We start from the raw sequence: 15,555 nt of genomic DNA, 5'->3' as shown, positions 1-15,555 counted from the left end.
GGCTTTGTTGAATAAATAAGATTTCGTGCGAACGACCCTGTAGCTGGCTGGATTTTCAGGCAATACGCACGCTTTCTGGCATCCCAGCCTTTGTCATCCTGTTCAACGCACGCACCATGGCCATAGCTTCCGCTACCTGACCATCGTAGTCACGCAGCGTCAGTGAATCTCCCAACAACTGCTTCATTCTGTACATTGCCGTTTCCGCTATCGAGCGACGGTTATATTCCGTTGTCCATTTCCACCGTGCATTGCTTCCGCTCAGCCGCTGATTAGCAACGGCACGGTTGCGGTCTGCGTACTCACCGGGCCAGTAACCTGCTCCTTTTCGGGGAGGAATAAGCGCGCTGATTTTTTTGCGGCGCAGTTCATCGTGACAGAGCCGGGTATCGTAAGCCCCGTCTGCCGCGGCTGCCCTGATTTTTCTGTGAGTCTGCCGGATAAGGCCCGGGAAGGCTTCTGAGTCCGTGACGTTATTCAGCGACAGGTCTGCACAGACAACTTCATGTGTGTTGCTGTCAACAGCAAGATGCAACTTTCGCCAGATACGACGGCGCTCTTTGCCGTGCTTTCTGACTTTCCATTCGCCTTCACCAAAGACCTTCAGCCCGGTGGAATCAATCACCAGGTGTGCGATTTCACCCCGGGTGGACGTTTTGAAACTGACATTAACCGACTTTGCCCGCTTACTGACACTGGTGTAATCCGGGCAGCGCAACGGAACGTTCATCAGGGCAAAAATGGAATCAATAAAACCCTGCGCAGCCCGCAGGGTCAGCCGGAATACGCGTTTAATCACCAGAACGGTGGTGATGGCGAGATCAGAATAGCGCTGGGGCCTTCCTCGTGATGAAGGCGTTGCCGACTCATACCAGGCCTGAATCGCCTCATCATCCAGCCAGAAAGTGAGGGAGCCACGGTTGATGAGAGCTTTGTTGTAGGTGGACCAGTTGGTGATTCTGAACTTTTGCTTTGCCACGGAATGGTCTGTGTTGTCGGGAGGATGCGTGATCTGATCCTTCAACTCAGCAAAAGTTCGATTTATTCAACAAAGCCCTAAGGCAACACCCAGACCGGTCATCACACCTGCGCGTCGTCCGGATGCCAGGCTAGTTTGTACCACCACGAACAGATTTGCGCCGGGGTTAAAAAAGGTTAAAACAAACAGGCTGACGGTGAGTACAACGGCGTGCAAAGGTTCCATAGACAACGTTTCCATTAGTAAACACGGGAAAGACAGCTAACACTATAATTTTAGTGCGCACGTCATTCTGCGTATTCACTCACACTGCGCGTTGAAAACGCAGCGCCGCTGCGTTTTGCGTATTTAACGATTAGCAAAATATCTTTATATTTCCGCCTGCTCTGGATCTTTTTATCAGCCTGAACTACTTATTAATCATCCTTGACTCGCGTGTCGAATGTTCAGGGGGCGATGATGGCATATATAACAAAACCTGGAGCTTTTATATGAAAACTGGATATAAAGTACTTATTGGTGCGTTAGCTTTAGTTTTTTCCAACGCCTATGCTGCGGAATTTATGACAAAACTTGAGTTTGAAAAGGTTGAGTCGCAGTACACAAAAATCGGTGATATTTCAACGAGTAATGAAGTTTCTGTTGCAGATGCTAAAGAAGAGCTGCTGAAGAAAGCTGAAGAGAAAGGCGCTGATGTGGTGGTATTAACCTCCGGCCAAACGGATAACAAAATCCATGGCACAGCTAATATTTACAAGAAAAAATAACACGCTGCTGTAAAAAATACGCCACCCGTCGGTCATTGCACCGGCGGGTTTTCTTTTAATCTGCGCCAGAACGTGGTTCTGCTAATTCCGAGATAGCGTGCAGCCGCGGTTTTATCACCATTGAATTGTGCCAACACCTGCTGCGGCGTCAGCAATGAAGATGCTTGCGGTGAGTCAGCAGCAATGGCCAGTTCCGGTAATAGCTGTTGTAAAAAATCCATATTCAGCTCCGGCTGCGGCTCGACGCTTAAAAATAGCGCCAGGCGCTCCATCATATTACGCAGTTCGCGGATATTCCCCGGCCAGCCATAATTCAGCAGCGTCGGCTGACTTAATCCCAGCCCCTTGCGTACTGGCTCAGAAAACGGCACGTCCAGTTCCGCCAGCGATTGTTTTAAAAAGCTTTCCGCCAGCGGCAGGATATCGGGCAACCGCTCGCGTAGCGGCGGTAGCTTGAGGCGTAAAATGCTCAGGCGATAAAACAGATCGGTACGAAATTCCCCCTGTTTCATCTCCTGCTCCAGATTACAGTGTGTGGCGCTAATCACCCGGACATCGACCGGAATCGGCTGATGTCCACCGACCCGGGTAACCTCTTTTTCTTCCAGCACGCGCAGCAGTCGGGTTTGTAACGGCAGCGGCATCTCGCCTATTTCATCAAGAAACAGCGTTCCGCCGTGGGCGATTTCAAACAGGCCCGCGCGCCCCCCTCGGCGAGAGCCGGTAAAGGCGCCGTCCTCATAGCCGAACAGCTCCGCTTCCAGCAATGACTCGGTGATTGCCCCGCAGTTGACGGCAACAAACGGCGGCGAGGGTTTACCGCGTCGATTCTCCTGACGGGTGAAAAACTCACGGTGAATGGCCTGTGCGGCCAGCTCTTTACCCGTTCCTGTTTCGCCCTGAATGAGGACCGGCGCACGCGAGCGGGCGTAGAGCATAATCGTGTGCCGCACCTGTTCCATCTGCGCAGAGTGACCGCGCATATCTCCCAGTGCGTAGCGGGTGCGCAACGTATCGCCAGAGGCGTACTGACCGTTTCTGCGCAGCGTCAGGCGAGTCATATCCAGCGCATCGACAAAGGCCTGGCGCACGGTGGCCGCCGAATAGATAAAGATGCCGGTCATACCTGCTTCTTCTGCCAGATCGGTAATCAATCCCGCACCAACCACTGCCTGCGTACCACCGGCCTTCAGTTCGTTGATTTGCCCACGGGCATCTTCCTCGGTGATATAGCTGCGCTGTTCAAGCTGCAAATTGAAGGTTTTTTGAAACGCGAGAAGCGCAGGAATGGTTTCCTGATAGGTAATGACGCCAATCGACGAGGTGAGTTTTCCCGCTTTTGCCAGCGCCTGTAGCACGTCGAATCCGCTGGGTTTAATCAGGATCACCGGAATCGATAAACGGCTTTTCAGATATGCCCCGTTGGAGCCCGCCGCAATGATGGCATCGCAACGCTCGGTAGCCAGCTTCTTACGGATATAGGCCACCGCTTTTTCGAAACCAAGCTGAATGGGGGTGATGGTCGCCAGGTGGTCGAACTCCAGACTGATGTCGCGAAACAGTTCAAACAGGCGGGTGACCGAGACTGTCCAGATAACCGGTTTATCGTCGTTCACTCGCGGCGGTAGATACGTATCTGCCATAACTAACCCCAAAAATTAAGGAACCGAGTAGTAGGGTTTAGTTGTGTTTCATAAATGTTGCAATGAAACGTGAAGGAACGTTTCATGAAACGATAGCTGACACGCTTTTGTGCAACAAAAATAGAAGTATTGGATTTAATATATTGTTTTAAAAGATAAAAAATTAAATTGAAGAGAAAATAAGCTCCCTGGCATACCCCTTGCTTTAGAAATATCAACGAACGATAACAAGTTGATAACAAGAGGACGGGATATGTCTCTACACTCCCCAGGGCTGGCGTTTCGCGCTGCGCTTACCAAAGAAAACCCATTACAAATCGTTGGCACCATCAATGCCAACCACGCTCTGCTGGCTCAACGCGCCGGGTATCAGGCGATTTATCTCTCCGGCGGTGGCGTCGCTGCGGGCTCGCTGGGGCTGCCGGATCTCGGTATTTCTACCCTTGATGATGTGCTGACTGATATTCGTCGCATTACGGATGTTTGCCCGCTGCCATTGCTGGTGGATGCGGATATTGGTTTTGGATCGTCTGCATTCAACGTGGCGCGTACCGTCAAGTCGATTTCCAAAGCGGGTGCTGCTGCGCTGCATATTGAAGATCAGATCGGCGCCAAGCGCTGCGGTCATCGCCCGAACAAGGCGATCGTCTCGAAAGAAGAGATGGTCGACAGGATCCGCGCAGCCGTTGATGCGCGCACCGATCCCAACTTTGTGATTATGGCGCGAACCGATGCACTGGCGGTGGAAGGGTTAGAGGCTGCCATCGATCGTGCCCAGGCGTATGTCGAAGCGGGCGCTGACATGCTGTTCCCGGAAGCCATTACCGAACTTGCGATGTACCGCCAGTTTGCCGATGCGGTACAGGTACCAATTCTCGCCAACATTACTGAATTTGGCGCCACACCGCTGTTTACCACCGATGAACTGCGCAGCGCGAACGTTGCGATGGCGCTATACCCGCTGTCAGCTTTCCGCGCCATGAACCGCGCGGCGGAGAAGGTTTACAACGTGCTGCGTCAGGAAGGTACGCAAAAGAACGTTATCGACATTATGCAGACGCGCAACGAGCTGTACGAAAGCATCAATTACTACCAGTTCGAAGAGAAACTCGACGCGTTGTACACAAAAAAGTAACCGTCGTAGGTCGGATAAGGCGTAGCCGCCATCCGGCAATAAATTAGTACCCTACATATTACAATAATGACGAGGACAACATGAGCGACACAACGATCCTGCAAAATAGTACCCATGTCATTAAACCCAAAAAATCGGTTGCGCTGTCAGGCGTCGCTGCCGGAAATACTGCCTTATGTACCGTGGGTAAAAGCGGTAACGATCTACACTATCGTGGCTACGATATTCTTGACCTGGCACAACAGTGCGAATTTGAAGAAGTTGCGCATCTGCTGATTCACGGGAAATTACCCACCCGCGATGAGCTCACCGCCTATAAAAGCAAACTGAAAGCGCTGCGCGGATTGCCCGCTAACGTGCGCACCGTACTGGAAGCGCTGCCTGCCGCCTCGCATCCGATGGACGTGATGCGCACTGGTGTTTCCGCGCTGGGTTGTACTCTGCCAGAAAAAGAAGGACATACCGTCTCCGGCGCACGCGATATTGCCGACAAACTGCTGGCATCGCTCAGTTCTATCCTCCTGTACTGGTATCACTACAGCCATAACGGCGAGCGCATTCAGCCGGAGACCGATGATGATTCTATTGGCGGTCACTTCTTGCATTTGCTGCATGGTGAAAAGCCATCACAAAGCTGGGAAAAGGCGATGCACATTTCGCTGGTGCTGTACGCCGAACACGAGTTTAACGCTTCTACCTTCACGGGGCGTGTGATTGCGGGAACTGGCTCTGATATGTACTCCGCGATTATCGGTGCGATTGGCGCACTGCGTGGGCCGAAACACGGCGGAGCGAATGAAGTATCGCTGGAGATCCAGCAACGCTATGAAACGCCGGATGAAGCCGAAGCGGATATCCGTAAACGCGTTGAAAATAAAGAAGTGGTGATTGGCTTTGGTCACCCGGTTTACACCATCGCTGACCCGCGCCACCAGGTGATCAAGAGCGTGGCGAAACAGCTTTCTCAGGAAGGCGGTTCGCTGAAAATGTACAACATCGCCGACCGTCTGGAAGAGGTGATGTGGGAAACGAAAAAGATGTTCCCCAACCTCGACTGGTTCTCGGCAGTCTCTTACAACATGATGGGCGTCCCCACTGAAATGTTCACACCGCTGTTCGTTATCGCCCGCGTCACTGGCTGGGCGGCGCACATCATCGAACAGCGCCAGGACAACAAAATTATCCGTCCTTCCGCCAACTATACCGGCCCGGAAGATCGCGTATTTGTCCCGATTGAAAAACGTTGCTAATGCAAAACCTCTAAAGATAAAAAACAGGAAATGTACCCTATGTCTGCACATATTTCGAACGTCCGCCCTGAATTTGACCGTGAAATCGTTGATATCGTTGATTATGTCATGAACTACGAGATCACCTCGAAGGTGGCGTATGACACCGCGCATTATTGCCTGCTTGATACCCTTGGCTGTGGCCTGGAAGCGCTGGAATATCCGGCCTGTAAAAAACTGCTGGGGCCGGTTGTACCGGGTACCGTCGTCCCGAACGGTGTGCGCGTACCAGGTACCCAGTTCCAGCTCGATCCGGTGCAGGCGGCGTTTAACATCGGTGCGATGATCCGCTGGCTGGACTTTAACGACACCTGGCTGGCCGCAGAATGGGGTCATCCTTCCGATAACCTCGGCGGTATTCTGGCGACGGCTGACTGGCTGTCGCGCAATGCGGTGGCGGTGGGTAAAGCGCCGTTAACCATGAAAAAAGTGTTAACCGGAATGATTAAAGCCCATGAAATTCAGGGCTGTATCGCGCTGGAAAACTCCTTCAACCGCGTCGGTCTGGATCACGTCCTGCTGGTAAAAGTCGCCTCCACGGCGGTGGTTGCCGAGATGCTCGGCCTGAACCGCGATGAAATTCTCAACGCCGTCTCGTTGGCGTGGGTCGACGGTCAGTCGCTGCGTACCTATCGTCATGCGCCGAATACCGGCACGCGTAAATCCTGGGCGGCTGGCGATGCCACCTCACGTGCTGTACGTCTGGCGCTGATGGCGAAAACCGGTGAAATGGGATACCCGTCCGCACTGACGGCAAAAACCTGGGGCTTCTATGATGTCTCTTTCAAAGGCGAATCTTTCCGCTTCCAGCGCCCGTACGGTTCGTACGTGATGGAAAACGTGTTGTTTAAAATTTCCTTCCCGGCAGAGTTCCACTCGCAGACCGCGGTAGAAGCGGCGATGACGCTGTACGAGCAGTTACAGGCTGCAGGTAAGACCGCTGCCGATATCGAAAAAGTGACCATTCGTACGCACGAAGCCTGTATCCGCATCATCGATAAAAAAGGCCCGTTGAATAACCCGGCGGATCGTGACCACTGCATCCAGTACATGGTGGCTATCCCGCTGCTGTTCGGACGCTTAACGGCGGCAGATTACGAAGACGGCGTGGCGCAGGATAAACGCATTGATGCACTGCGTGAAAAGATTAACTGCTTCGAAGATCCGGCCTTTACTGCCGATTACCACGACCCTGAAAAACGCGCCATCGCGAATGCCATCACGCTTGAATTCACCGACGGCTCACGCTTTGAAGAAGTGGTAGTGGAATACCCAATTGGCCACGCGCGCCGTCGTAACGACGGTATGCCGAAGCTGGTCGAGAAGTTCAAAATTAACCTGGCGCGTCAGTTCCCGACCCGTCAGCAGCAGCGCATCCTGGATGTCTCCCTGGACAGAACTTGTCTGGAGCAGATGCCGGTCAATGAGTATCTGGATTTGTTCATTATCTAAAACCCGACTCATCAGGCGTAAGTTCAACAGGAGAGCATTATGTCTTATAGCGAGTTTTATCAACGTTCTATTACACAGCCGGAGTCGTTCTGGGCCGAGCAGGCCCAGCGTATTGACTGGCAGCAGCCGTATACGCAGGTGCTGGACCACAGTAATCCGCCGTTTGCCCGCTGGTTTTGCGGCGGCACGACCAATCTGTGCCACAACGCCATCGACCGCTGGCTGGAGAAACAGCCTGACGCGCTGGCGCTGATTGCTGTGTCATCAGAAACCGAAGAAGAACGCACGTTTACCTTTCGTCAGCTGTATGACGAAGTGAACGTCGCGGCGGCGATGTTGTTGTCGCTGGGCGTACAGCGTGGCGATCGGGTACTGGTTTATATGCCGATGATCGCCGAGGCGCACATTACGCTGCTGGCCTGCGCGCGCATTGGGGCGATCCATTCGGTGGTGTTCGGTGGTTTCGCCTCGCACAGCGTAGCGGCGCGTATCGACGACGCCCGACCGGTGGTTATCGTGTCGGCGGATGCCGGGGCGCGCGGCGGCAAAGTCCTGCCGTATAAAAAGCTGCTCGATGATGCGATCAACCAGGCGCAGCACCAGCCGCGTCATGTGGTATTGGTCGATCGCGGTCTGGCGAAAATGGCGCGGGTAGAGGGGCGAGACCTCGACTTTGCCGCGCTGCGCCAACAGCATCTCGGCGCGCGGGTGCCGGTTGCCTGGCTGGAGTCGAACGAAACGTCCTGCATTCTCTACACCTCCGGGACAACCGGTAAACCGAAAGGCGTGCAGCGCGACGTTGGCGGCTACGCGGTCGCGCTGGCGACCTCGATGGACACAATTTTCGGCGGTAAAGCGGGCGGCGTGTTCTTCTGCGCATCGGATATCGGCTGGGTGGTTGGGCATTCGTATATCGTGTATGCCCCACTGCTGGCGGGGATGGCGACGGTGGTTTACGAAGGGTTGCCAACGTATCCAGACTGTGGCGTATGGTGGAAAATTGTTGAGAAGTATCAGGTCAGCCGGATGTTCTCTGCCCCAACCGCCATCCGCGTGCTGAAGAAATTCCCGACCGCGCAAATCCGCAATCACGATCTCTCCTCGCTGGAGGTGCTGTATCTGGCGGGTGAGCCGCTGGATGAACCGACCGCCAGTTGGGTAACGGAAACGCTGGGCGTCCCGGTTATCGACAACTACTGGCAGACTGAATCCGGTTGGCCGATTATGGCGATCGCTCGCGGGCTGGACGACCGCCCGTCGCGGCTGGGTAGCCCAGGCGTGCCGATGTACGGATATAACGTGCAGTTGCTCAATGAGGTGACCGGTGAGCCCTGCGAAGCGAATGAAAAGGGCATGCTGGTGATTGAAGGGCCGCTGCCGCCGGGCTGTATCCAGACTATCTGGGGTGATGACGCGCGGTTTGTGAATACCTACTGGTCGCTGTTTTCTCGCCAGGTGTACGCCACCTTTGACTGGGGTATTCGCGATGCGGACGGCTATTACTTCATCCTTGGCCGTACGGATGATGTCATCAACGTGGCCGGGCATCGGTTGGGGACGCGTGAGATAGAGGAGAGTATTTCCAGCTATCCGAACGTTGCCGAAGTGGCTGTGGTCGGCGTGAAGGACGCGCTGAAGGGGCAGGTCGCGGTCGCGTTTGTCATTCCGAAACAGAGCGACAGCCTTGAAGATCGCGACATCGCACATTCGGAAGAGAAGGCGATTATGGCGCTGGTGGACAGTCAGATTGGTAATTTTGGCCGTCCGGCGCACGTCTGGTTTGTGTCGCAGTTGCCGAAAACGCGCTCTGGCAAAATGCTCAGACGGACGATCCAGGCGATCTGTGAAGGCCGCGATCCTGGCGATCTAACGACCATTGACGATCCCGCGTCGTTGCAGCAAATCCGTCAGGCGATTGAAGAGTAACATCGTGTGATGCCCGGCGGCGCAATGCTTACCGGGCCTTTTAGTATTGTAGGCCGGATAAACCACGTGAGTGGTGCATCCGGCATGACGACTTAAAGTAACGGATCCACTTTAAAATTTTGGTAATAGTACTCTTTATCTCGTTCATTAATGGTTCTGAGAACTCGACAGGGAACCCCCACGGCCACGACATCTGCCGGAATGTCTTTTGTGACTATACTCCCCGCGCCGATAACGGAATTATCGCCAATCGTTATGCCGGGATTGATCACTACGTTACTGCCAATCCATACGTTATTGCCGATGGTGACTGGAAAGGAAAACATCTCTCCGGATTTCCTTAATTCATGGTGCACAGGGTGACCTGTTACCGTGATCGTGACGTTTGGTGCAATTAAAACGTTATCGCCGATGGTGACCGTGTAATCATCCACAATGGTAAAGTTAAAATTGGCGTAGAAGTTTTTGCCAATGTGAATATTGCTGCCGTAAGAGAAATAAATGGGGGGCTCAATCCACGCATTTTCTCCTATGGAGGCAAATATTTCGCGAATCAGTTTTTCCCTCTTTTTAATCTCAGATGGACGCGTGTGGTTAAACTCATACATTAACTCCTTTCCGCGCAGTCTCTCTTCTGGCAGCCCCTCGCACATATCAGTAAACAGCTTGCCTGCTTTCATTCTGTCTCTCATAGACATGCTCATCGAAGATATTCCTTCTTGTTATTTGTCTTCAGACTTGTTTACTTGCCGGGGTGAAAACGCGGGAAAACGGCCCTGGCCCGCTAAGGGTAAATACGGAAATCAGCGTGAAGCTCAGCGCAATAATCCCCAGCACCAGATAAGCTCCCTGGAAACCAATGCTCTCATACATTTTTCCGGCCAGAACTGACATGAAAATCATTGCTAACTGTTTGAAGAAACAGAAACACACCAGATAAATCGTGGCTGAGAAACGTACTTCGAACTGGCTGGTGATGTATTTGAAGCAACCGACGATCAGGAACGGTATCTCAAACATATGCAGCGTTTTGAGAATAACGACCTCCAGCGCAGTGGTGGCGAATGATGAACCAATGATCCGCACCGACATGATCGTACCGGCCAGCAGCAGGGCGTTCTTTCCGCCGATGCGGTTGACAATCAGCGGCGCAAAGAACATGATCGAGGCGTTGAGTAATTCTCCCATCGTCGTGACGTAGCCAAACACGCGGGTGCCCTGTTCGCCGGTGGCAAAGAACGAGGTAAAGAAGTTGGCGAACTGCTGGTCAAATACGTCATAAGTGCAGGAAACGCCGACCACGTACAGGGAGAGGAACCAGAGTTTCGGTTGTTTGAATAACTCCAGCGCCAGCTTCAGGCTAAATGCCGAGTTATTGGCGCCTACCGCATCCGCGACTTTTGCAGAAGAGGGGGCATCTGTTTTTGAAAATAACAGCAGCAATGCCAGAATGACCGCACAGCCAGAACCTAACCAGAAGACGAATTGGTTATTGATGGTAAACATAATGCCGGCAATCGAGGCGCACAGCGCCCAGCCCACGCAGCCAAACATGCGCGCGCGACCAAATTCAAAGTTGCTTCTGCGGCTGGCTTTTTCAATATAGGCTTCAATCGCTGGGGCACCGGCATTGTAAATAAAGCCAAGGTAAATCCCGCCGACAATTGAACCCAGTAAAATATTAACCTGCAATAATGGGCCAAATACGTAAATAAAAAACGGGGCAAACATTACCAGCATGCCGGTAATTACCCACAGCAGATGTTTACGCAGACCAAGCTTATCGGACAGTAGTCCGAAAATTGGCTGGAATAACAAAGAAAACAGTGAGATACAGGCGAAGATGATGCCGGTGTCGCCTTTACTGATATGGTTTACATCGTGTAACCAGATAGGGAAGAAGGGGAAATAGGCACCCATAATAAAAAAGTAAAAGAAGAAGAAAAAGCCGAACATCCAAAAGTTAGTGTTTTTTAAATAATACATAACAGACTTCCTATAAATGCGGGCAGGTATCAACCTGCCCTGCTTATATTATTATTTTTGGCCCCAGACGAACTGGAAGTGGTAGCGTCCTGCGCTTAGCTGGAATTCCGGCGACACTGAAGGACTCCACGAATCATCGCCGCCGACGCCCATATGGAAGCCATCAATATTGAGCCAGGTGCCCGCCTCAGGTTGCAGCAGATGGCGGTGGCTGGTTTCCATCAGTTGCTGCTGGCTAAAGCGGCTGATGTTGAACAGGAAGTCTCCGCGCCACTGGTGCGCACCGTAGTACAGTTCGCGCGTACCGCAGCGCAGACCGTTTTCGCTCGGGAAAACATACGGGGTGTACATCTCATCAAGCGACAGATCCCAGCGATCGAAACAGGCGGCGCCCAGACGGTCCGGGTAGTTCTCATGCGGGCCGAGACCTAACCAGTTCACTCGCTCCGCAACCTGCGCCAGCTGGCAGCTCAGGCCGATGCGGGCCGGATGCGGCGTACTGCTGGCAACGTCGACATCCACCGTTATCTGCATTTCACCATTGCCGTCAATACGATAGCTTTTTCGGCTGACGAACAGCGTTTCGCCCTGATACTGCCACGCATGTTCGGTGGTGATCAGTACCGCACTGCTCAGCGTATCGGCAGCACAGTACAGTAACGTTGCTTCAGCCTGATAGTGACCGGCGGCCTTCCAGCGTTCAACCCAGGCGTTAGGGTCGATGCGGGTTGACTCGCTCACGCCGATGTCGTTGTCCAGCGGCGCGCGGGTGAACTGGTCAGTAAGCGGGCTTACCAACTGGGCTTCATCGCTAATCCAGTATTGTGTTAGCAGACCGGACTGACGATCGAATTGCCAGCGTGTGTTGTTGGCCGCCACGGTAAAATTGCTCTCACTAACATCCAGCTGTGGTGCGCTGCTGACGGGTGATAGACGTACCAGGCTGAGCTTCTCTTCCAACTTCCACTGTTGCCAGGCGCTGATATGCCCGGCTTCTGACCATGCGGTCGCCTGAGGCTGCTCTACGCGTACCGTCAACCACAGCTGGCCTGCGGTGTCCGGCATCGGAACGTTCGGCAGGGTAATCACCTGGCGGCCCTGTGGAGCGATATCCAGAACGATTTCTCCGGCGGCCAGCGGATTGCCGTCCTGAGCAATCGACCAGTGCAGAACTTCGTTATCGCTGCGGCGGAACAGATATTCGCTGGTCACTTCAATCTGGCGTTCAGCGCCCGGCAGTAACGTGAACTGGAAGAACTGCTGTTCATGTTTGGCCTCGTATAACGCCGGATGCGGAGTGCGATCGGCGAACACCAGTCCGTTCATGCAAAACTGACGATCGTTAGGCGTGTCGCCAAAGTCGCCACCGTAGGCTGACCATGCCTTGCCGTTATCATCATATTTAATCAACGACTGATCCACCCAGTCCCAGACAAACCCGCCCTGCAGGCGCGGATACTGGCGGAACGCTTGCCAGTATTTGGCGAAGCCGCCAAAACTGTTGCCCATGGCGTGGGCGTATTCACAAAGGATCAGCGGACGCTGCTCGCCGGGCATCGACAGCCACTTTTTAATCGACCATTTGGGGACTGCGGGGAAGGGCTGATCCTGATCGACGCGGGCGTACATCGGGCAAATAATGTCGGTCGCCGCGGTATTTGCGCCGCCGCCTTCATATTGTACCGGGCGTGACGGGTCTTCTGATTTTATCCAGCGGTAGAGTGCGTCGTGATTGACGCCATGGCCGGATTCATTGCCCAGTGACCAGATGATAATGCTCGGATGGTTGCGATCGCGTTGTACCATGCGCGTGACGCGCTGGCTCATGGCAGGCAACCAGGCGGGATCGTCGGTGAGGCGGTTCATCGGCACCATGCCATGGGTTTCAATGTTGGCTTCGTCGACGACATACAGACCGTAGCGATCGCACAGGGTGTACCACAACGGATGGTTCGGGTAATGTGAGCAGCGCACGGCGTTAAAGTTATTCTGCTTCATCAGCAGAATATCCTGCACCATCGTCGCCTCGTCCATCACCTGGCCGTTGACCGGATGGTGCTCATGACGGTTGGTACCGCGAATCAACAGCGGCTTGCCGTTTAACAGCAACAGGCCGTTTTCGATACAAACCTGACGAAAACCAACGTCACAGGCTTCCGCTTCAATCAGCACTCCGCCCGCGGTGTGTAACTGCACAACGGCGCGGTACAGATTGGGTGTTTCGGCACTCCACAGCGCCGGTTTTTCGACGTTCAGACGCAGAGTCACCCGGTCATGATAAGCGCCGCGTTCATCAATGATCTCGCTGCCGAGCGGTGAGGTCGTTTCGTGGCTGAGCGTTTCACCTTCCCACAATTGCAGGGTGACGCGTAAATCTTCGTTCTCGTTGCCACCCACTCTGACTTCCGCTTCCAGCGTGGCGCGGCTGAAGTCGTCATTAAAACGGGTATTAATGCGCAGGTCACGGATTTGCGTAGTGGGCTTATGCAGCAGGGAGACATCGCGAAAAATACCGCTCATGCGCCACATGTCCTGGTCTTCCAGATAGCTGCCGTCGCTCCAGCGCAGCACCATCACAGCCAGACGGTTTTCGCCGCGCAGCAGATAATCGCTAAGATCAAACTCAGACGGCAGACGGCTGTCCTGACCGTAACCGACCCAGCGACCGTTGCACCACAGATGAAACGCGGAATTGACCCCGTCAAAAATAATGCGCGTCTGACCTTCCTCTAACCACGCGTCTTCGATATTAAATGTGAGCGAGTAACATCCTGTGGGGTTCTGTGCCGGAACGTACGGAGGATTCACCGGGATTGGGTAGGTGACGTTGGTATAAATTGGCGCATCGTAACCGTCCATCTGCCAGTTAGAAGGGACGTTGATGATGTCTGCCTGTGGCAGATCGCTTGTCAGCCAGCTTTCCGGTACTGCCTCCGGTGCGGCAAACCAGGAAAATTGCCACTGGCCATTCAGCGAGCGTAACTGACTCGAATGCTGATTGGTACGTGCATCATCCGCTGAGCGCCAGCTACAAAAAGGCGGGTGCGCCTCCAGGCGGTTGAGCTGCGTGACGCCGGGATTTTCCCAGTCGCGGCGGGCCAGAACAGCGGAGAGTGAATCTGTGTTCAGGTTCATAACGGTATCCTGTTTAAATTTGTTACTCGCTCACAATTTCAATCAAAATACGAACAAGCGCTCCTTTCTGTAAAGGATGGGGCGTTCAATAAGTGAGCTGACTCACACAATTGTTATGCGTTCACAATTTGGGTGTGAGCTGAGAAACTTGCCGTGCCAGCTGGATCAGGGAATCAGCCAGCGCCTGGGGAGTGGTGGTTTGCGTATCGGGAGGCAGAACCGTTTTGCGCTTGACCAGGGTGACAGGCAGCAGTTGGTTACCCACGGTTGATTCGCCACGTGGGAGTTGCAGCAGCCTGTCGACGCTGGTTTCACCCAGTAACGGAAAATCCTGCCTGATGGTGGTCAGCGGTGGGATGTAACAGGCGCTGTCTTCGGTGTCATCGTAGCCAATTACCGATATATCCACCGCAACCCGCAGACCGAACTCGCTGATTGCCCGCATCGCGCCCAGCGCCATTTGATCGTTAGCGACCAGCATGGCGGTAGGAAGGTTACCGTTATTCAGCATGTGCATCGTTTGCTGAAAACCAGACATCGCGCTCCAGTCGCCTTCCAGCTCCGCTACGGGTTGTAGCTGGTAATGTGCCAGATACTTGTGCCAGCCCGCATGCCGAAGCCTTGCCGAAACGGAGGTGTGCGGCCCGCTCAGCAAGGCGATCCGTTGATGTCCGTGCTGCACCAGATGTTCAACGCCAAGGCGCGCGCCGTCGTCATGAGAGAAAATCACGCTGTTAATTGGCGTCAGGTCAGAGACATCGAGAAACAGCACCGGCACCGTACCGCAGGCAGCGGCCACGGCAATGGCATCTTCTTCATCCAGCGGATAGTTGATGATAAGCCCGGTTACGCGTTGAGAAAGCAGATTGTGGACCGCGGCTTTACAGGACTCAACGCCGCTGCGCTCGACCATGGCGATCACCACGCTGGCACCGGACTGGTCGGCGCGGGATTTTATGGCAGCAACGATTTGTGAGGGGGCATGCAGGGCAAGGTTTGCTGTCACAACGCCAATCAGTGGCGTCTGTTTGCCAGCCAACTGCTGTGCAACGCGGTTAGGAATGTAATTGAGTTCCGCCATCGCGGCCTCAACTTTCTGTCGGGTTTTTGCGGAAACGTGGCTGGCCTGGTTCACGACGCGAGAGACGGTCTGGTAAGAGACGCCTGCATGGTCTGCCACATCGTATAGCGTTACCGGTTTCACGTTTATCACCCCTGTAATGACGTTATCTGTGCGCTATGA

Annotated in this window: 11 protein-coding genes and 1 pseudogene; 5 read left to right on the top strand and 7 right to left on the bottom strand. The window is 53.8% G+C overall.

All coding sequences use genetic code 11. The features are described 5' to 3' along the window. Positions 1 to 55 precede the first annotated feature (55 nt). Together OGX94_RS10870 and OGX94_RS10865 are read right to left on the bottom strand one after the other, a co-directional pair. Positions 56 to 1,024 carry an IS5 family transposase gene (locus OGX94_RS10870; RefSeq protein WP_000654811.1) on the bottom strand — a complete coding sequence of 323 codons (969 nt, stop codon included), beginning with the start codon at positions 1,022 to 1,024 and terminating at the stop codon, positions 56 to 58. Positions 1,025 to 1,054: 30 nt separating this feature from the next. After that, positions 1,055 to 1,204: pseudogene (locus OGX94_RS10865) on the bottom strand (LysE family transporter); the annotation flags it as partial. Between the two features lie 266 nt (positions 1,205 to 1,470). Between OGX94_RS10865 and yahO the strand changes: the two are divergent. After that, on the top strand, positions 1,471 to 1,746 hold the full coding sequence (gene yahO / locus OGX94_RS10860; protein WP_003830901.1) for a DUF1471 family periplasmic protein YahO: 276 nt from the start codon (positions 1,471 to 1,473) through the stop codon (positions 1,744 to 1,746). Between the two features lie 32 nt (positions 1,747 to 1,778). Here the strand turns inward: yahO and prpR are convergent, their stop codons facing one another. Further along, positions 1,779 to 3,389: a propionate catabolism operon regulatory protein PrpR gene (prpR, locus tag OGX94_RS10855; RefSeq protein ID WP_063941270.1), complete on the bottom strand. Its 1,611-nt coding sequence runs from the start codon at positions 3,387 to 3,389 to the stop codon at positions 1,779 to 1,781. 253 nt (positions 3,390 to 3,642) lie between these two features. Between prpR and prpB the strand changes: the two genes are divergently transcribed. From prpB to prpE, 4 genes are all read left to right on the top strand, one after another. After that, positions 3,643 to 4,524 (top strand): methylisocitrate lyase, encoded by an 882-nt coding sequence (prpB, locus tag OGX94_RS10850; RefSeq protein ID WP_003830903.1) that lies wholly within the window; start codon positions 3,643 to 3,645, stop codon positions 4,522 to 4,524. 80 nt (positions 4,525 to 4,604) lie between these two features. Then, complete coding sequence (prpC, locus tag OGX94_RS10845; protein WP_003830904.1) at positions 4,605 to 5,774, top strand: bifunctional 2-methylcitrate synthase/citrate synthase; 1,170 nt, start codon at positions 4,605 to 4,607, stop codon at positions 5,772 to 5,774. A gap of 39 nt (positions 5,775 to 5,813) precedes the next feature. Then, positions 5,814 to 7,265 (top strand): bifunctional 2-methylcitrate dehydratase/aconitate hydratase, encoded by a 1,452-nt coding sequence (locus tag OGX94_RS10840; protein ID WP_286569186.1) that lies wholly within the window; start codon positions 5,814 to 5,816, stop codon positions 7,263 to 7,265. 39 nt (positions 7,266 to 7,304) lie between these two features. Further along, positions 7,305 to 9,191, top strand: a complete 1,887-nt coding sequence (prpE, locus tag OGX94_RS10835) for a propionate--CoA ligase (RefSeq protein ID WP_197385247.1) — start codon at positions 7,305 to 7,307, stop codon at positions 9,189 to 9,191. Positions 9,192 to 9,283: 92 nt separating this feature from the next. Here prpE and lacA read toward each other — a convergent pair whose 3' ends face one another. From lacA to OGX94_RS10815, 4 genes are all read right to left on the bottom strand, one after another. After that, positions 9,284 to 9,895, bottom strand: coding sequence for a galactoside O-acetyltransferase (gene lacA / locus OGX94_RS10830; RefSeq protein ID WP_257661396.1), 612 nt, complete (start codon positions 9,893 to 9,895; stop codon positions 9,284 to 9,286). Positions 9,896 to 9,923: 28 nt separating this feature from the next. Beyond that, positions 9,924 to 11,177, bottom strand: coding sequence for an MFS transporter (locus OGX94_RS10825; RefSeq protein WP_111466016.1), 1,254 nt, complete (start codon positions 11,175 to 11,177; stop codon positions 9,924 to 9,926). Positions 11,178 to 11,228: 51 nt separating this feature from the next. Then, positions 11,229 to 14,312 carry a beta-galactosidase gene (locus OGX94_RS10820; protein ID WP_257661397.1) on the bottom strand — a complete coding sequence of 1,028 codons (3,084 nt, stop codon included), beginning with the start codon at positions 14,310 to 14,312 and terminating at the stop codon, positions 11,229 to 11,231. Between the two features lie 121 nt (positions 14,313 to 14,433). Next, complete coding sequence (locus tag OGX94_RS10815) at positions 14,434 to 15,525, bottom strand: LacI family DNA-binding transcriptional regulator (RefSeq protein WP_122973924.1); 1,092 nt, start codon at positions 15,523 to 15,525, stop codon at positions 14,434 to 14,436. Between the last annotated feature and the right edge of the window lie 30 nt (positions 15,526 to 15,555).

Source organism: Citrobacter sp. Cpo037, from assembly GCF_030332945.1.
GTDB lineage: Bacteria > Pseudomonadota > Gammaproteobacteria > Enterobacterales > Enterobacteriaceae > Citrobacter > Citrobacter portucalensis.
This window is presented reverse-complemented; position numbering and strand designations above follow the sequence as displayed.